Raw genomic sequence first — 18,555 nt, 5'->3', positions numbered from 1 at the left:
ATAACGGAAACAGGCGGCATATCATAAAAAGTTAGGGTAGCTGACGGTAGCAGACGGCTGTTTTTTTATGGTTCTGGATGGAAATACTTTTGTAGTGTGATCAATGACATCTGCCATAGCGCGCGCCTGCCAGTGGCGGCCCTGCAGGCCGATAATCTGTTTATGCGCCGCCCGTTGCAGATGCCTTTCTGTTTCAATGCCCTGGACGATTACGCCGCTGCTGAAATCGTTTACATGATTAAGCAGCGTATCAAAGGCGTAGCCTTCGCCATATTTCCAGAAGAAGTCACGGCTGATTTTGACATATTCAAACAGGCCGCTGCTGAGCATCGACAGCGTTGAACCACCCGCGGCAAAATCGTCCAGCCATAATAACGCCGGGGTAATACCTGCCAGCTTTTGCAGCAGCAGACGATCGGCAGCGCGATAGCGTTCGGTGAATAAGGCGGAAATTTCGAGACGCAGTAGCGGCAGCCGATCCAGCCTCTGCTGTATCGCCTCACTATTTAAAATGCCGCGAATAATATCGCCATCGATATTCAGGCTAACAAGCTGCGTAAAACCGCTTTTATAAAGCGACTCAAGCTGTTTTAGCTGCAGCTGAAACAGCTGCCACTTTTCCGCTTCAAGCAGGCAGTCAAACAGATGATGTTCGCTGCTGGCTTCCGCCAGTTCAGGCATGCCGCGATCCGGCGTAAAGCGCGTCAGCAGCTCCCACGCTATCACTTTCCCTGAGGGAGCATGAATCGGGTCGAGCAAAAAAACGTAATGCTGACGAAGATGTAGTTGGCGACCCATTCTGCTGCTACCCGCTCAACCTGATAAGTCAGCCGCCTGTAAGCAGCAGCAGAAATGTCAGGAAAACTCATATGAACGTTAAGAAAACCCTGAAGATTCTTAACACCTTAAACTGATGCTAACGTACAACTTACATTTTGAAAAATAGATTTAAGCCAAACCGGACTGGAAATTCAATAGACATAACCAATCAATAAAGGCGGCAGCAAGATATTTTTTGCCAAAAAAAATCATAAAACATGCCTTAAATTAATCTCTACTCCAGACTTGACGAAATCAAAAATATCTACTCATATGTTTTTATTGATAAAAATATATATACACTTGCGACAAACATCACTTTCGCTGATAAATTTTATCTGGAGCGAAAACAGCCGTGATTTCCAGAAAGCGTCAGAAAAGAAACGCCCACTCCTAATTCTGCTTTAGTTATATTGTTTAAATTTAGTAATATATAAGCCTGAAAATTATCAGCCATACAGGCAATAAATTTAACGATCAAGACGCTCTGAACAAAGACCAACGCTAACGCCTCGTTTTTCCTGAAAAATTCAGCGACGTTGTAAATCCAGGGTAAAACGCGAGTCTTTACGAAGCTTAACCGGGGCGAAAAAGTGATAGCGCTCACAAAACCGGTAAAAAGGGAGATTGCAGGCGGGAAAAGAGGCTGCCGGGCCCCAGGCGGAGCCCGACGTGAAGCGTTAGTTACTCATCTTCAAGGTAGGTATAGCCGTACAGGCCGCTTTCAAACTCTTCCAGGAACTGCGCGCGCAGCTCATCATCGAGATCGGTCTCTTTAACCTGATTACGGAACAGCGTCATCAGCTCGTCGGGGTTAAGCTGCACGTACTCCAGCATATCCGCCACGGTGTCGCCCTCATCTGACAGCTCGACCTCGACTTCACCGCCCGCGCGCGCGTAAACGTTGACCGCCTCGGTATCGCCGAACAGGTTATGCATATTGCCGAGGATCTCCTGATAGGCACCGACCATAAAGAAGCCGAGCATCGGCGGATTCTCCGGGTCATATTCCGGCATTGGCATGGTAGCGGCAATGCCGTCGCCGTCGACGTAGTGATCGATGGTGCCGTCGGAGTCGCAGGTGATATCCAGCAGCACCGCGCGGCGCTCCGGCTTTTTATTCAATCCTTCCAGCGGCAGCACCGGGAAGAGCTGATCGATGCCCCAGGCATCCGGCATCGACTGGAACAGCGAGAAGTTAACGTACATCTTGTCCGCCATACGCTCCTGCAGCTCGTCGATAATCGGACGGTGCGCGCGGTTGCTCGGATCGAGATGCTGCTGAATATAGTGGCAGATGCTCAGGTAAAGCTGCTCCGCCCAGGCGCGCTGCGTCAGATCGTAGGTGCCGGAGGCGTAGCCGGTGTGGATATCGTGCAGATCCATCTGGCTGTCGTGCAGCCACTCGCGCAGCGAGCGACGCACGTCAGGTTCATGCATCTCCTGCCAGGTTTCCCACATGCTGAGTATCGGGCGCGGCGCATCCTCTTCCGGCGCCTGCGGCGTGATGAACTCGTTACGCTCTACGCCGATAATGTTGGAGACCAGCACGGTATGGTGCGCGGTAACGGCGCGGCCCGACTCGGTGATCACCGTCGGGTGATCCAGGCCATGTTCTTCGCAGGCGTCGCCGATCGCCCAGATAACGTTGTTGGCGTACTCGTTCAGACCGTAGTTAACCGAACAGTCGGACTGCGAACGGGTGCCTTCATAATCGACGCCCAGACCGCCGCCGACGTCGAAGCATTTAATGTTGACGCCAAGCTTCGCCAGCTCAACGTAGAAGCGCGCCGACTCGCGCACCCCGGTGGCGATATCGCGGATATTGGCCATCTGCGAACCGAGATGGAAGTGCAGCAGCTGCAGGCTGTCGAGACGGCCGGCGTTGCGCATAATCTCCACCAGCTGCAGCACCTGCGACGCCGAGAGGCCGAACTTCGATTTTTCACCGCCGCTTGACTGCCATTTGCCGGAGCCCTGCGACGCCAGGCGCGCGCGGATGCCGAGACGCGGCACCACGTTCAGGCGCTCGGCCTCTTCCAGCACCAGACGCACTTCCGTCATCTTCTCGATGACCAGATAGACTTTGTGGCCGAGCTTTTCGCCAATCAGCGCCAGACGGATATATTCACGGTCTTTGTAGCCGTTGCAGACGATCACCGTACGGGTTTTGCCCGCGTGCGCCAGCACCGCCATCAGCTCCGCTTTAGAGCCCGCTTCCAGCCCCAGCGGCTCGCCGGAGTTGACCAGCGATTCAATCACGCGCTTGTGCTGGTTGACCTTAATCGGATAGACCAGGAAGTAGTCGCCGCGGTAGCCGTAGGATTCGCGCGCGCGTTTAAACGCCGCGTTAATGGAGCGCAGACGATGCTGCAGGATTTGTGGAAAGCAGAACAGCGCAGGCAGACGCTGGCCCTGGGCTTCGCGCTCTTTCACCAGATTCGCCAGATCGACGCGCAGCGTCGGCTCGTCCGGATTCGGACAGACGCTGACGTGACCGCGTTCGTTAACGTCGTAGTAGTTATTGCCCCACCAGGCAACGTTATAGGTACGCAGCATTTTGCTGGCATCCTGGTCGTTCATTGCAACCTCCTGCATTGAGCGGAGCACACCCTGTTCGCCAGCTGACGAACCCTTGATAGTCTTCATGTCGCCAGACATCACGAACCTCGAATTTCTGTTGAAATGTGAAAAAAGCACAAAGCTAAGTGTAAAACACCCTGGCCCGTAACGTATAAGTGGACCTCGAATGCATCACGACGTTCACCGACGCGCGACCGCCAGTAAAGCGTCAGTTAAGAAGGTACAGGTTAACCGGCGCGCGTGTCGGGAGAATGACCGCAACAGGCGATACGTCGGAAAAGAGTAGAATAGGCAGGAAAGGAGAACGCCAGCGCGCCCGTTAAGCGCAGAGAACCGCAAGAGAGTAAAGCGTGGTTCATTACTTCTGTCACCTCCACACATGTTTTCGCATGTGGAAACAATCTGGGCGAACGTCAGAGAGGCTCTGACAGTGGCTACGCACAGCGGCGTCATCCTCAGGGCTGCGTCAGGCAGCAGCGGCGTTTTATACCGCCTGACGGGCAAAATTGCAAAGCGTTTCGCTGGTCTGCCGCCGTTTAGCGTCACGTTTTTTTGCCAGCCACCGCTTTTCCGAAAAATGCGGAAACAGAAAAAGGGCTGGCATTTCGCTCACCCCTTAACCTAAAATAGCCGTCCAGATGGTTTTCCATCTAAACTGGTTAACATCCAGGCGGTTTCCGTCTGGCTTACTGACACTTCTTACTGCTCGCGGCTTTGCCTGAAGGGGCGTCAAGTAGGATCACCTCACTTACGCTATGCAGTCGAATTCAAACCATTTGTAAGGTAAAGAACAGAATGGCTAAACACCTTTTTACGTCCGAGTCCGTATCAGAAGGACATCCTGATAAAATCGCCGACCAGATTTCTGACGCCGTGCTGGACGCCATCCTCGAGCAGGATCCCAAAGCGCGCGTGGCCTGCGAAACCTACGTAAAAACCGGTATGGTGCTGGTCGGCGGTGAGATCACCACCAGCGCATGGGTCGATATCGAAGAGATCACCCGCAATACCGTACGTGAAATCGGTTATGTCCATTCCGATATGGGCTTTGACGCCAACTCCTGCGCCGTACTGAGCGCCATCGGCAAGCAGTCGCCTGATATTAATCAGGGCGTTGACCGCACCGACCCGCTGGAGCAGGGCGCGGGCGACCAGGGGCTGATGTTCGGCTACGCCACCAACGAAACCGACGTGCTGATGCCGGCGCCGGTAACCTATGCGCACCGTCTGGTGCAGCGCCAGTCTGAAGTGCGTAAAAACGGCACGCTGCCGTGGCTGCGTCCCGATGCGAAAAGCCAGATCACCTTCCAGTACGACGCGGGCAAAATTGTCGGCATCGACGCGGTGGTGCTGTCAACCCAGCATGCGGAAGATATCGAGCAGGCCACCCTGCGCGAGGCGGTCATGGAAGAGATCATCAAGCCGGTGCTGCCAGCCGAGTGGATCAACGCCAGCACCAAATACCATATCAACCCGACCGGCCGCTTCGTTATCGGCGGCCCGATGGGCGACTGCGGCCTGACCGGACGTAAAATCATCGTTGATACCTACGGCGGCATGGCGCGCCACGGCGGCGGTGCTTTCTCTGGCAAGGATCCCTCGAAGGTTGACCGTTCCGCTGCCTACGCGGCACGCTACGTGGCGAAAAACATCGTTGCCGCCGGCCTGGCTGACCGCTGCGAGATTCAGGTCTCCTACGCTATCGGCGTAGCGGAGCCGACCTCTATCATGGTGGAAACCTTCGGCACCGAGAAGATTTCAACCGAACAGCTGACCCTGCTGGTGCGCGAGTTCTTCGACCTGCGCCCTTACGGCCTGATCCAGATGCTGGACCTGCTGCAGCCGATCTATAAAGAGACCGCCGCTTACGGCCACTTCGGTCGCGAACACTTCCCGTGGGAAAAAACCGACAAGGCCGCTCAGCTGCGCGAAGCTGCGGGCCTGTAAGGTTTCTCTTCTGAGGCTCTCCTCTGTAACAGGGGGAGAGCCTTGTTTTTTAGCGCCTTTTCTCCCCGCCCTGCGCCCTGCTCAGCACATTTTCTTTTCTCAACTACACTTCTCAGACTCGTCAACGGCAAGCGTGATACCGATTACAAATTGAAACGCTTTAATAATCTGTTATTTAGGATTTAACCTCCGTGGTTATTCGGCTGAAAATGCGTTATTTTCAGCGTCCTCTGATAGCCGATAATTGACGCCATGTCGGAAACTTAACAAGTGCTATACCTTACTGGTTACTTAACCTTTTCGGGCTGAATATGCTGAATTTCAGGGTTTCGGCGTGTGTAAGCGATTACATCAGCGTGATCGCTATCACTTTTTCCCCGAAAGAGGTTTTTTAACATTAGATAACAACAATGATGGATAAACTCGGAGGCAAAATGCCTGGCAACACTCACAAAAGCAGAACCTCAAACAAGGCGATGACCTTGTTTGTCTGCTTTCTTGCGGCTCTCGCAGGGCTGTTATTTGGACTCGATATCGGCGTTATCGCGGGCGCGCTGCCGTTTATCGCTAAAGACTTTAACGTTACCGCACACCAGCAGGAGTGGATCGTTAGCTCCATGATGTTCGGCGCCGCGGTCGGCGCGGTCGGCTCCGGCTGGATGTCGTCGCGTCTCGGTCGTAAAAAGAGCCTGATGGCGGGCGCTATTCTGTTTGTTATCGGTTCGCTGTGGTCCGCTATGGCGCCGAACCCGGAAATGCTGATCGTCGCACGCGTGGTGCTGGGTCTCGCCGTCGGCGTTGCCTCTTATACCGCGCCGCTCTACCTGTCTGAAATCGCGCCGGAAAAAATCCGCGGCTCGATGATTTCGCTCTATCAGCTGATGATTACGATCGGTATTCTTGGCGCCTATCTCTCCGACACCGCCTTTAGCGCGTCCGGCGACTGGCGCTGGATGCTCGGCATCATCACCATTCCGGCGGTGCTGCTGCTGGTAGGCGTTATGTTCCTGCCCAACAGCCCGCGCTGGCTGGCGGCCAGAGGCGACTTCCGCGACGCCCAGCGCGTGCTGGATCGTCTGCGCGACACCAGCGAGCAGGCGAAACGCGAGCTGGAAGAGATCCGCGAGAGCCTGAAGATCAAGCAGTCCGGCTGGCAGCTGTTCCAGGGCAACAGCAATTTCCGCCGCGCGGTGTTCCTCGGCGTGCTGCTGCAGGTAATGCAGCAGTTCACCGGTATGAACGTCATCATGTACTACGCGCCGAAGATTTTTGAAATTGCCGGCTTTACCAATACCACCGAGCAGATGTGGGGCACCGTTATCGTTGGCCTGGTCAACGTGCTGGCAACCTTTATCGCCATCGGTCTGGTAGACCGCTGGGGCCGTAAGCCGACCCTGATCCTGGGCTTCCTGGTGATGGCAGCGGGTATGGGCGTACTGGGCACCATGCTGCATATGGGCATTCACTCGCAGGGCGCGCAGTACTTCGCTATCGCCATGCTGCTGATGTTTATCGTCGGCTTCGCCATGAGCGCCGGCCCGCTGATTTGGGTGCTGTGCTCGGAGATCCAGCCGCTGAAAGGCCGCGACTTCGGTATTACCGTTTCGACCGCGACCAACTGGATCGCCAATATGATTGTCGGCGCGACCTTCCTCACCATGCTGAATACGCTGGGCAACGCGAACACCTTCTGGGTCTATGCGCTGCTGAACGTCTTCTTTATTGTGCTGACCCTGATGCTGATTCCAGAGACCAAAAACGTCTCGCTGGAGCATATCGAGCGCAACCTGATGTCCGGCAAGAAACTGCGCGACATCGGTTCAAACAACTAAGTACTCAGGCGGGTACGCTCGCCTCCAACAGCGCGCAACCATGCTCGCAAGCGGGTGAGATGGGCCGAGCTGGCAAGGATGCCGCTTTTTGCGTCTTTGCGATCGGACCATCTCACCCGCACTGCACAAAAAGGTGGGCCTTGCAGCCCGCCTTTTTTATTTGATTGAGTTCTTCCCTCTCGCCGCCTATGCTTTCCGCCATGAAAACGCCCCGACTTCCCATCGCCCTCCAGCAGGCCGTTATGCGCTCGCTGCGCCATTTTTTACAGCTTGCCAGCGACAGGCTGGAGCGCCCTTTTGCCGAACCGACGCTGGTCTACCAGCAGCGCGGCACGGCGGCCGGCACCGCCTGGCTGGAGAAGTGGGAAATTCGCCTTAATCCGGTGCTGCTGCTGGAAAATCAGCAGGCGTTTATTGAGGAAGTGGTGCCGCACGAGCTGGCCCATCTGCTGGTCTGGAAAGTCTTTGGCCGCGTGCCGCCGCACGGCAAAGAGTGGAAGTGGATGATGCAGGAGGTGCTTGGCGTACCCGCGCGCCGCACCCATCAGTTCGAGATCGCCTCGGTGCGTGCCGCCACCTTTCCCTACCGCTGTGGATGCCAGCAGCATCATCTTACCCTACGCCGCCATAACCGCGTGCTGCGCGGCGAAAGCGAATACCGCTGCGTGCGCTGCAAAAGCCTGCTAAAACCGGGCGACTATTCGCCAGCCTGAGGGCAATTCCCATTCCGCTCGCGGCGCCATTCTGCTACCCTGCCGCCCTTTTTTACCGACTGAGAAAAAAATTGCATCATGTCTCGCAAAATGATCTGCGCCGTCGCGCTGCTGCTCTCCCCTCTTGCCGCCCAGGCGATCGCGCTGAACAACTACCATCAAAATAACTTTCAGCAGGCGAAAACCTTCGCTGCGGCGATCAACGCCGACGCGCCCGGCTCTTTCTACTGCGGCTGTAAAATCAGCTGGCAGGGTAAAAAAGGCATTCCCGATCTCAACAGCTGCGGCTATCAGGTGCGTAAAAACGCCAACCGCGCCGGACGCATCGAGTGGGAGCATGTCATGCCCGCCTGGGAGTTTGGCCACCAGCGTCAGTGCTGGCAGAACGGCGGCCGCAAAAACTGCAGCAAAGATGCCGACTATCGCCGCATTGAAAGCGATCTGCATAACCTGCAGCCCGCCATCGGCGAGGTGAACGGCGACCGCGGTAACTTCGCCTACAGCCAGTGGAACGGCGGCGAACAGCAGTATGGCCAGTGCGCCATGAAGGTAGACTTCAAGAACAAGCAGGCCGAGCCGCCCGCCCGCGCGCGCGGCGCCATTGCGCGCACCTACTTCTATATGCGCGACCAGTACCATCTGCGCCTCTCGCGCCAGCAGACCCAGCTATTCACCGTCTGGAACAAGCTCTATCCGGTCTCCAGCTGGGAGTGCGAACGCGACCAGCGCATCGCGCGCGCGCAGGGCAATCACAATCCTTATGTGCAGCAGGCTTGCCAGCGTTAAAATCACTGCCCTACACTAACGTCTTCTCGATATTGCCGCGCCGGGTGCGCGGCGCTCAGCTTTCAGGGCCTGTATGCGCATACCTCGCATTTATCATTCCGAACCTTTAACCAGCGGCAGCGAGATCGCGCTGGACGAAGACGCCTCTAACCACGTTGGGCGCGTTCTGCGTATGACCAGCGGCCAGCGTCTGGCGCTCTTTGATGGCACTAATCTGACTTTTGCGGCAGAGATCACTCTTGTAGATAAAAAGCGTGTAAAAGTAAGAGTCCTTGAAGGCCAGCCCGACGATCGTGAGTCTCCCCTGTTTCTGCATCTCGGCCAGGTGATGTCGCGCGGCGAAAAGATGGAGTTCACTATCCAGAAATCGATTGAACTGGGCGTGAGCGTGATAACGCCCCTCTTTTCGGAACGCTGCGGCGTTAAGCTGGATGCCGAACGACTGGCGAAAAAACTTCAGCAGTGGCAAAAGATCGCTATCGCCGCCTGCGAACAGTGCGGCCGCAACCGCGTGCCGGAAATCCGCCCGGCGATGACGCTGGAGGCCTGGTGTGCCGAGGCTGACGACAGTTTGAAGCTCAATCTGCATCCGCGCGCGCAGCAGAGCATTAATACGCTGCCGCAGCCGGTTGAGCGGGTTCGCCTGCTTATCGGCCCCGAAGGCGGCCTGAGCGCCGAGGAGATCGCGATGACGGGCGAGCACGGTTTTACCGATATTTTGCTCGGCCCGCGCGTTTTACGCACGGAAACCACCGCGCTGACCGCGATTACGGCACTCCAGGTGAGGTTTGGCGATCTCGGCTAGGGAATAATCAGGGGTTATATTAAGACGCGCGCAGCACTTACTGGCGTCCTGACTGGTCAGCCTGCGCTGACCGCACAGAACGAGGCGGAAAAAACCGCCTCTCTGAGGAGAGAATAATGATTAAGCTAGGCATCGTGATGGACCCAATCGCGTCCATCAACATTAAAAAAGACACCAGCTTCGCCATGTTGCTGGAAGCACAGCGCCGCGGTTACGAAATTCACTATATGGAGATGGCCGACCTCTCGCTGCGCGGCGGCGTCGCTTACGCCCGCACTCGCCTGCTGAGCGTCGATCAGAACTATGATAAATGGTATGAGTTCGGCAGCGAGCAGGAGATTAAGCTGGCCGATCTCAACGTGGTTCTGATGCGTAAGGATCCGCCGTTCGACACGGAGTTTATCTACGCCACCTATATTCTGGAGCGCGCCGAAGAGCAAGGCACGCTGATCGTTAACAAGCCGCAGAGCCTGCGCGACTGTAACGAGAAGCTCTATACCGCCTGGTTCTCTGAGTTCACGCCAGATACGCTGGTGACGCGCAGCAAAGAGAAACTGCGCGCCTTCTGGCAGGAGCACGGCGACATTATTATGAAGCCGCTGGACGGCATGGGCGGCGCGTCGATTTTCCGCGTAAAGCAGGACGACCCGAACTTTGGCGTGATCACCGAGACGCTGACCAACCACGGCCAGTTCTTCTGTATGGCGCAGAACTATCTGCCAGCCATTAAAGAGGGCGACAAGCGCGTGCTGGTCGTGGACGGCGAGCCGGTGCCTTACTGCCTGGCGCGCATCCCGCAGGGCGGCGAAACGCGCGGCAACCTGGCCGCTGGCGGCCGCGGCGAAGCGCGCCCGCTGAGCGAAAGCGACTGGGAAATTGCCCGCCGCGTCGGCCCGACGCTGAAAGCAAAAGGACTGATTTTTGTCGGCCTGGATATCATTGGTGATAAACTCACGGAAGTGAACGTCACCAGCCCGACCTGCGTGCGTGAAATTGAAGCCGCATTCCCGATCTCCATCACCGGTATGTTGATGGACGCTATCGAGAAGCGTCTGGGCTGAGCATGACCCTGGAGCCAGGCTCCGTGATCAACCCAAACCGGCGCAGACCCGCGCCGGCTATTTTGGTACATCGAGTGAGAATGAATTTACAGCATCATTTTTTGATTGCCATGCCTTCCCTACAGGATCCCTTTTTCAAACGCTCCGTGGTCTATATCTGCGAGCACAATGAAGAAGGCGCGATGGGTTTGATTATCAACAAGCCAATGGAAAATCTGACGGTCGAAGGCATTTTAAAGAAGCTGAAAATCACGTCAGGCGAGCGCGACCCCGCGATCCGCCTGGACAAACCGGTTTTCAGCGGCGGCCCGCTGGCTGAGGATCGCGGCTTTATTCTTCACTCCGCCCAGCGCATCTTCTCTTCCAGCATCCGCATTTCCGACACCACGGTGATCACCACGTCCCGCGACGTGCTGGAGTCGCTCGGCACCGCTTCGCAGCCGGAGCATGTGCTGGTGGCGCTGGGCTACTGCGCCTGGGAGAAAGATCAGCTGGAAAACGAGCTGCTGGAGAACGCCTGGCTTACCACCCCCGCCAACAGCAATATTCTGTTCCAGACGCCGATTGCCGATCGCTGGCGCGAAGCGGCACGCAGCATCGGCATCGATATTCACAGCATCGCCAGCGATGCGGGACACGCCTGATGTCGACGCAAACCTTGCTGGGCTTCGACTTCGGCACCAAAAGCATCGGCGTGGCGGTCGGCCAGCAGCTGACCGGCAGCGCGCGACCTCTCGCCGCGCTGAAAGCGCAGGACGGTACCCCGGACTGGCTGCAGATAGAGCGCCTGCTGAAAGAGTGGCAGCCTGATTTTGTGGTTGTCGGCCTGCCGCTGAATATGGACGGCACCGAGCAGCCGCTTACCGCGCGCGCGCGCAAGTTCGCCAGCCGGCTGCACGGGCGCTTCGGCGTGCGCGTGGAGCTGCAGGATGAGCGCCTTAGCACGGTAGAAGCGCGTGCCGGCCTGTTCGAGCGCGGCGGCTATCGCGCGCTGAATAAAGGCTCGGTGGATTCGCAGTCGGCGGCGATTATTCTGCAGGACTGGTTCGAAACCCACTGACTTCCGCGCAGCACTCGCCTGGCTCCGCTGCGATCAGCCCTTCCCGCTGCCGCGCCAGCAGGCTCTGCGCGAAGGTTTGCATCCCGGCCTGCGCGCCGGTTTGCAGCAGCGCGCCGATCTGATGCATCTTGCCGTCGCGGATCAGGTTCGCCACAGCGGGCGTGGCGACCAGCACTTCAAACAGCCCAATGCGTCCGCCGTCTCGCGCCGCCGCCAGCTTCTGCGCGATTACCGCCTTCAGGCTGCCCGCCAGCTGGGCGCGCACCAGATTTTTCTCCTCGGCCGGAAAGACATCCACCAGACGATCTATCGCCTGCGCCGCGCCGCGCGTGTGCAGCGTGGCGAGCACCAGATGGCCGGTTTCGGCGGCGGTAAGCGCCTGGCGAATGGTGTCGCTGTCGCGCAGCTCGCCCAGCAGAATAACGTCGGGATCTTCACGCAGCGCGGCGCGCAGCCCGAGGCTGAACGAGGCGCAGTGCGCGCCGATCTCGCGCTGCTGGATCAGCGATCGCTGGCTCTGGTGGATGAACTCAATAGGATCTTCCAGGGTAATAATGTGCTTCGCCTGCTGACGATTGATGGCGTCGACCATCGCCGCAAGCGTAGTGGATTTGCCGCTGCCGGTGGCGCCGGTTACCAGAATCAGCCCATCCTCCAGCCGCAGCCAGCAGGGCAACACGGGCGGCAGGCGCAGGCTCTCCAGCGTCGGGCAACGGGTCGCCAGGGTGCGCAGCGCCAGCGACAGCCCCTGCCGCTGACGAAACAGACTGGCGCGCAGCCGCTGACCGTCAGCCAGCGAGAAGGCGAAGTCGGTTTGCCCCTGCGCCGCCAGCTCTTCGCGCTGCCGCGCGTCGAGATAGCGCCCGGCAGCGCGCGCCAGCCAGTCGGCCGTCAGCGGCGCAAGATGGGGGATGCGCTCCAGCCTGCCGTGGCGCCGCCAGCGTGGCGAATCTCCGCTGCACAGGTGCAGATCGGCGGCATTATGCTTTACACTAAGCGCCACTATTTCTTCCAACTCCATAGATAGCCTCCTGACGATGACCTCAATCCAGCACAACCTACAGCAACTGCGTCAGCGAATCCGCGCTGCCGCAACGCAATGCGGGCGCGATCCAGAAGAAGTTACGCTGCTTGCCGTCAGTAAAACCAAACCTGCGAGCGCGGTCGAAGAGGCGATTAACGCCGGCCAGCTCGCCTTTGGCGAAAATTACGTGCAGGAAGGGGTTGAAAAGATTGCGGCGCTGGCCGCACATCCAGAGGTTGAGTGGCACTTCATCGGCCCGCTGCAGTCGAATAAAAGCCGCCTGGTCGCGGAGCATTTCGCCTGGTGTCATACGGTGGATCGCCTGAAGATCGCTCAGCGCCTGAACGATCAGCGTCCCGCCTCGCTGCCGCCGCTGAATGTGTTGATTCAGGTAAATATCAGTGACGAAAACAGCAAATCTGGCATCATGCTGGAGGCCTTGCCTGAACTGGCGCAGCAGGTCGCCGCGCTGCCGCAGCTGCGCCTGCGCGGCCTGATGGCGATCCCGGCGCCAGAGAGCGACTACGGGCGTCAGCTGGCGGTGTGCCAGCGCATGGGCGAGGCCTTCCGCCAGCTAAAGCAGCGCTTTCCCGACGTCGATACGCTTTCTCTGGGAATGAGCGACGACATGGAGGCGGCTATTGCCGCAGGCAGCACCATGGTGCGCATCGGCACCGCGATTTTCGGCGCGCGGGACTACGCGCGCAACCCACAACAATAATTGAGGAACCTCATGTTAACACTGACGTTTTTAGTCAAAACGCTGATCGACCTGTATGTGATGGTGCTGCTGCTGCGCATCTGGATGCAGTGGTCGCGCTGCGATTTCTACAATCCGCTGTCGCAGTTTGTCGTGAAGATCACTCAGCCGATCATTAAGCCGCTGCGCCGCATTATTCCGGCCATCGGTCCGGTCGATACCGCCTCGCTGCTGCTGGCGTTTGTGCTGACGACGCTGAAATACCCGATTCTGCTGCTGATCCAGGTCGGCGCCTTCTCGGTCGATCCGGCCAACCTGCTGGTCGGCCTGCTCTCGCTGGTAAAATCCGCTGGCTATCTGGTGTTCTGGGTGATCATTATTCGCTCGCTGATGAGCTGGATCAGCCAGGGCCGTGGCCCGCTGGACTACGTGCTGGTGCAGCTGACTGAACCGCTGATGGCGCCGATTCGCCGCATTCTGCCTGCGATGGGCGGCATCGACTTCTCCGCGATGATTGTGATTCTGGTGCTCTACGCCCTGAACTTCCTGGGTATGGATCTGTTTCCAGGCCTCTGGTTTCTGCTGTAAATATGACTGGAACTGCTATGCAAAAAGTTGTGCTCGCTACCGGTAATCCCGGCAAGGTACGTGAACTGGCGGATCTGCTCTCCGCCTTTGGCCTGGATATCGTGGCGCAAACCGATCTGGGGGTAGAGTCGGCAGAAGAGACCGGCCTGACCTTTATCGAAAACGCCATTCTGAAAGCGCGCCACGCCGCGCAGATCACCGGCCTGCCCGCCATCGCCGACGATTCAGGTCTGGCGGTGGATGCGCTGGGCGGCGCGCCTGGCATCTATTCGGCGCGCTACGCGGGTGAATCCGCCAGCGATCGGGAGAACCTTGAGAAACTGCTGAAGGCGCTGGAAGCGGTGCCGGATGGCGAACGTCAGGCGCAGTTCCACTGCGTGCTGGTCTATCTGCGCCATGCGGACGATCCGACGCCGCTGGTGTTTCACGGCAGCTGGGCGGGCGAAATCACCCGCTCCGCCGCTGGCGAAGGCGGCTTCGGCTACGATCCCATCTTTTACGTGCCCGAACTGGGCAAAACCGCCGCTGAGCTGAGCAAAACGGAAAAAGGCGCGGTTTCTCATCGAGGCAAAGCATTGACGCTGCTGCTGGAAGCGATGCGCAATGCCTGATTTACCGCCGTTAAGTCTCTACATCCATATTCCGTGGTGCGTGCAGAAGTGCCCCTACTGCGACTTCAACTCCCATGCGTTAAAAGGCGAGGTGCCGCACGTCGAGTATGTGCAGCACCTGCTGCGCGATCTGGAAAATGACCTGCCGCTGACCCACGGGCGCGAGGTGCGCACCATTTTTATCGGCGGCGGCACGCCCAGCCTGCTGAGCGGCGAGGCGATGCAGCTGCTGATGGATGGCGTGCGCGCGCGGCTGCCGCTGGCGGCGGATGCGGAGATCACCATGGAGGCCAATCCCGGCACCGTGGAGGCGGATCGCTTCAGCGCCTATCAGCTGGCGGGCATTAACCGTATCTCTATCGGCGTGCAGAGCTTCGACCCGCAGAAGCTGACGCGGCTGGGGCGCATTCACGGCCCGGACGAGGCGAAGCGCGCCGCGCAGCTGGCGGAAGGGCTGCATCTGCGCAGCTTTAACCTCGACCTGATGCACGGCCTGCCCGATCAGTCGCTGGAAGAGGCGCTAAGCGACCTGAAGCAGGCTATCGCGCTTAATCCGCCGCATCTCTCCTGGTATCAGCTGACTATTGAGCCGAATACGCTGTTCGGTTCACGCCCGCCGACGCTGCCGGACGACGACGCGCTGTGGGATATTTTCGAGCAAGGGGATCGCCTGCTGACCGCCGCCGGCTATCAGCAGTATGAGACCTCCGCCTACGCGAAGCCGGGCTACCGCTGCGAGCATAACCTTAACTACTGGCGCTTTGGCGACTACCTCGGCATCGGCTGCGGCGCGCACGGCAAGCTGACCCAGCCGGACGGCCGCATCGTGCGCACCGTAAAGACGCGCCATCCGCGCGGCTTTATGCAGGGGCGCTATCAGGAGAAGCAATATGAGGTCGCCGACGTTGAGAAGCCGTTCGAGTACTTTATGAACCGCTTCCGCCTGCTGGAAGCCGCCCCGCGTGAGGAGTTTGCGCGCTATACCGGCCTGAGCGAGCAGACGATCCGCCCGCAGATGGATGCGGCGATCGCCGCGGGCTACGTGGCGGAGAGCGCCACGCACTGGCAGATAACGGATAAAGGAAAGCTGTTTTTGAACTCGCTGCTGGAGCTGTTTCTGGCGGAGGAGTAAGTGAAAACAACGAGGGCGGCGCAGGCCGCCCTCAGCGTTACGCCTTTGGAAAGATCCACAGATGGTTTTCAGGCAGCGCCAGATGGCAATGCTGCGGATCGCGCACCTCATTGCCGTAGGCGCGAATAGCAAAATCGTCCCCCGCGGTGCGGAACAGATACTCCCAGCGATCGCCGAGATACATGCTGGTAACCAGCGGCAGCGCCAGCTGATTCTCGCCCGGCCCGTCAACCAGCCTTACGCGCTCTACGCGGATCACCGCCGTCGCCTCCTGGCCCTGCTGCACCCCCTCTCCCGCTCTGCCCCACAGGCTCCAGCCTTTGCCCGTAATGCGCGCTTTACCGTCACGCAGCTCGGCGACGGTTCCGTTCAGCCGGTTGTTGCTGCCCATAAACTCGGCGGTAAACAGGGTTTTGGGCGCGCCGTACATCTCCTGCGGCGTGCCCTGCTGCTCGATCTTGCCGTTATTCAGCAGCAGGATGCGGTCGGAAATCGCCATCGCCTCGTTCTGGTCGTGGGTCACCATCAGCGCCGACAGGCCCAGCTTGATGATCAGCTCACGCAGGAAAACGCGCGCCTCTTCCCGCAGCTTGGCGTCGAGGTTCGACAGCGGCTCATCCAGCAGGATCACCGGCGGGTTGTAAACCAGCGCGCGGCCAATGGCAACGCGCTGCTGCTGTCCGCCCGAGAGCTGATGCGGATGGCGCTTGCCCAGATGGCCCAGCCCCAGCTGGGTAAGTACGTCCTGCACCCGCTGATTAATCTCCGCGGAAGCGACCTTACGCAGCTTCAGCGGGTAGGCCACATTTTCGAACACCGTTTTATGCGGCCAGAGCGCGTAGGACTGAAACACCAGCCCGAGGTTGCGCTCTTCCGCCGGGATCTCACTGCGCGGCGTCCCGGCATACACCTGATTTTTGCCAATAACGATACTGCCCTGCGTCGGCTTTTCCAGCCCGGCAACGGCGCGCAGCAGCGTGGTTTTACCGCTGCCGGACGGCCCAAGCAGTGAGACCACTTCGCCGCGCTGCAAATTCATGGAGACCCCTTTTAAAACCGGGTTGTCGCCATAGGTTAAATGCAGGTTTTCTACTGATAATTCAATCATGTAATTTCACTCCAAATCGCAGGGCGATACCCAGACCCACCACCACCAGCAGGATGTTAATAAACGAGAGCGCGGCGACAATATCGATCGCGCCTGCGGCCCACAGGGAAACCAGCATCGAGCCGATGGTTTCCGTGCCGGGGGAAAGCAGATAAACGCCGGTGGAGTATTCGCGTTCGAAAATCAGGAACATCAGCAGCCAGGAGCCGATCAGGCCGTAGCGCGAGAGCGGGATGGTGACGTGGCGCGTAATTTGTCCGCGCGTGGCGCCGGTGCTGCGCGCCGCCTCTTCCAGTTCCGGGCCAACCTGCAGCAAGGTTGAGGAGATGAGCCGCAGGCCATAGGCCATCCATACCACCGTGTAGGCCAGCCAGACGCTGAAGATGGTGCTGCGCAGCGAGCGCAGCCAGACGATCAGGTTATCGCGCAGCCACTGCGACCAGGCGAAATCGGAAAGCCAGCCCGATTTAAGCGAGTTGTCCAGCCACAGCGGCAGGAACAAAAAGACCCAGAGAAAGGCCAGACCCGCCAGCAGTCCCGGCACCGCGCGCGGCACCAGCACGCTGTAGTCGAGAAAGCGCGTGGTATTGTCGGGCTTGCGGTGCATGGCGATGCCGATAAACAGGTAGCATCCCACCGCCAGCGCGCCGCCGATAACGCCAATTGCCATTGAGTTGACGATGGCGCGCAGCAGGTTCGGCTGCGCCCAGATGGTCTGGAAGGTTTTAATCGACAGCTCGTCCCACAGCGAGACGCCGACGCCCCAGTTAGAGATAAAGGCGCGCAGCACCACGCCCAGCAGCGGCACGCCGATGGTTACCGTCAGCCAGAACGCCACCACCGCGCCCGCCACCCAGCGCCATTTCCCCAGCGGCAGCGCGCGCGCCTGGGATGCTTTGCCCTTAAGGGTCACGAAGCGGTTGGCGGTGCGCATCAGGCGGCGCTGCAGCATCACCAGCGGAATGGTGATGCAGATCAGCACCACCGCCACCGCAGCCATCAGGTGATAGGAGGGAGTGCCGAGCTTGTTGGTCAGCTGATAGAGATAGGTCGCCAGCACCATGTTGCCTTCGGGATCGCCCAGCACCAGCATTAAGCCGAACACCTCCAGCCCGAGGAAAAACAGCAGCACCACGGCATAGAGGATAGAGGGGCGCACCATCGGCAGGCTCACCGCCGTCATCACCTGCAGCGGCGAGGCGCCGGCGATGCGCGCCGCCTCCTCTACATCCGATCCCACGCTGCGCAGCGCTGAGGAGATATAGAGATAGGCGTGGGGAACGTGCGTCAGCCCGGCAATCACCACGATGCTCGACATGTCGTAGATATTCCACGGCACAAAGCCCAGCAGAGACTGCGCCCACAGCGAGAAGAAGCCGACCGGCCCGGCAGCCACCACATAGCCGAAGCCCAGCACCATCGGCGAGACAAAGATCGGCACCAGGATCAGCGGCTCGATAATACGTCTGCCCGGCAGGTCGGTACGCACCATCAGAAACGCCAGAATGCCGCCCAGCGGAATAGCGATAATCACCAGCCCAAAGGCGAGAATAAAGCCGCTTTTCAGCGCTTTATAGAAGTCGGGATCGGTAAAAATAAATTCAAATGCTTCCAGGCTCCACGCTTTTGACGGCACAAAAAAGGGGGCGGATAAAAAACTCTGGATAACGATAAACGACAGCGGAACGTAGATAACCAGCGCGGTTAACAGCACCACGACGCCGCGCGGCAAACTCTGCCACTTTCTGCGCAATGCATTCATATTGAGATCCTGAATGGCGAAACC

17 protein-coding genes are annotated in these 18,555 nt (G+C 58.6%); 12 read left to right on the top strand and 5 right to left on the bottom strand.

Annotated elements, in window-relative coordinates; genetic code table 11:
• Nucleotides 1-21: 21 nt before the first annotated feature.
• Both LB453_RS05965 and speA read right to left on the bottom strand, forming a co-directional pair.
• Entirely contained in the window at nt 22-798 is a 777-nt protein-coding gene (locus tag LB453_RS05965) for an EAL domain-containing protein (protein ID WP_224481616.1), read from the bottom strand.
• 705 nt (nt 799-1,503) lie between these two features.
• A complete protein-coding gene (gene speA, locus LB453_RS05960; RefSeq protein ID WP_103794747.1) occupies nt 1,504-3,480 on the bottom strand; it encodes a biosynthetic arginine decarboxylase in 1,977 nt (658 codons plus the stop codon).
• Between the two features lie 717 nt (nt 3,481-4,197).
• Here speA and metK point away from each other — a divergent pair.
• The 8 genes from metK to ruvX all read left to right on the top strand — a co-directional run bounded on the left by metK (nt 4,198) and on the right by ruvX (nt 11,606).
• Nucleotides 4,198-5,349 carry a methionine adenosyltransferase gene (metK, locus tag LB453_RS05955; protein ID WP_103794746.1) on the top strand — a complete coding sequence of 384 codons (1,152 nt, stop codon included), beginning with the start codon at nt 4,198-4,200 and terminating at the stop codon, nt 5,347-5,349.
• A 434-nt stretch (nt 5,350-5,783) separates the two neighbouring features.
• Nucleotides 5,784-7,181, top strand: coding sequence for a sugar porter family MFS transporter (locus LB453_RS05950; RefSeq protein WP_103794860.1), 1,398 nt, complete (start codon nt 5,784-5,786; stop codon nt 7,179-7,181).
• A 200-nt stretch (nt 7,182-7,381) separates the two neighbouring features.
• Nucleotides 7,382-7,894, top strand: coding sequence for a SprT family zinc-dependent metalloprotease (locus LB453_RS05945; protein ID WP_103794745.1), 513 nt, complete (start codon nt 7,382-7,384; stop codon nt 7,892-7,894).
• Nucleotides 7,895-7,972: 78 nt separating this feature from the next.
• Nucleotides 7,973-8,680, top strand: coding sequence for a deoxyribonuclease I (gene endA / locus LB453_RS05940; protein ID WP_103794744.1), 708 nt, complete (start codon nt 7,973-7,975; stop codon nt 8,678-8,680).
• 73 nt (nt 8,681-8,753) lie between these two features.
• On the top strand, nt 8,754-9,485 hold the full coding sequence (rsmE, locus tag LB453_RS05935; RefSeq protein WP_103794743.1) for a 16S rRNA (uracil(1498)-N(3))-methyltransferase: 732 nt from the start codon (nt 8,754-8,756) through the stop codon (nt 9,483-9,485).
• 116 nt (nt 9,486-9,601) lie between these two features.
• Complete coding sequence (gshB, locus tag LB453_RS05930) at nt 9,602-10,546, top strand: glutathione synthase (RefSeq protein WP_103794742.1); 945 nt, start codon at nt 9,602-9,604, stop codon at nt 10,544-10,546.
• Nucleotides 10,547-10,626: 80 nt separating this feature from the next.
• On the top strand, nt 10,627-11,190 hold the full coding sequence (locus LB453_RS05925) for a YqgE/AlgH family protein (RefSeq protein ID WP_103794741.1): 564 nt from the start codon (nt 10,627-10,629) through the stop codon (nt 11,188-11,190).
• Nucleotides 11,190-11,606, top strand: coding sequence for a Holliday junction resolvase RuvX (ruvX, locus tag LB453_RS05920; protein ID WP_103794740.1), 417 nt, complete (start codon nt 11,190-11,192; stop codon nt 11,604-11,606). Before LB453_RS05925 ends, ruvX begins: the two co-directional genes overlap by 1 nt.
• Here ruvX and LB453_RS05915 read toward each other — a convergent pair.
• Nucleotides 11,575-12,627: a type IV pilus twitching motility protein PilT gene (locus LB453_RS05915; RefSeq protein WP_103794739.1), complete on the bottom strand. Its 1,053-nt coding sequence runs from the start codon at nt 12,625-12,627 to the stop codon at nt 11,575-11,577. The two genes, ruvX and LB453_RS05915, sit on opposite strands and share 32 nt — an antisense overlap.
• A 16-nt stretch (nt 12,628-12,643) precedes the next feature.
• Between LB453_RS05915 and LB453_RS05910 the strand changes: the two genes are divergently transcribed.
• From LB453_RS05910 to hemW, 4 genes are read left to right on the top strand one after another with little or no spacing between them, the layout of a single operon-like run.
• Entirely contained in the window at nt 12,644-13,351 is a 708-nt protein-coding gene (locus LB453_RS05910) for a YggS family pyridoxal phosphate-dependent enzyme (protein ID WP_103794738.1), read from the top strand.
• Between the two features lie 12 nt (nt 13,352-13,363).
• The gene (locus tag LB453_RS05905) at nt 13,364-13,918 is read left to right on the top strand and encodes a YggT family protein (protein WP_103794737.1); all 555 of its coding nucleotides are present in this window, start codon (nt 13,364-13,366) and stop codon (nt 13,916-13,918) included.
• 17 nt (nt 13,919-13,935) lie between these two features.
• The gene (locus tag LB453_RS05900; protein WP_103794736.1) at nt 13,936-14,529 is read left to right on the top strand and encodes an XTP/dITP diphosphatase; all 594 of its coding nucleotides are present in this window, start codon (nt 13,936-13,938) and stop codon (nt 14,527-14,529) included.
• The gene (hemW, locus tag LB453_RS05895) at nt 14,522-15,661 is read left to right on the top strand and encodes a radical SAM family heme chaperone HemW (protein ID WP_103794735.1); all 1,140 of its coding nucleotides are present in this window, start codon (nt 14,522-14,524) and stop codon (nt 15,659-15,661) included. Before LB453_RS05900 ends, hemW begins: the two co-directional genes overlap by 8 nt.
• Nucleotides 15,662-15,698: 37 nt before the next feature.
• On the opposite strand, the gene LB453_RS05890 is transcribed toward hemW, so the two are convergent.
• Entirely contained in the window at nt 15,699-16,769 is a 1,071-nt protein-coding gene (locus tag LB453_RS05890; protein ID WP_103794734.1) for an ABC transporter ATP-binding protein, read from the bottom strand.
• A complete protein-coding gene (locus LB453_RS05885; RefSeq protein WP_103794733.1) occupies nt 16,762-18,531 on the bottom strand; it encodes an ABC transporter permease in 1,770 nt (589 codons plus the stop codon). Before LB453_RS05885 ends, LB453_RS05890 begins: the two co-directional genes overlap by 8 nt.
• Nucleotides 18,532-18,555: the final 24 nt, after the last annotated feature.

The sequence above is a fragment of the Pantoea agglomerans genome (assembly GCF_020149765.1).
GTDB lineage: Bacteria > Pseudomonadota > Gammaproteobacteria > Enterobacterales > Enterobacteriaceae > Pantoea > Pantoea alvi.
Note: the sequence above shows the minus strand (reverse complement) of the source record. Positions and strands in the feature narration are given on the sequence as shown.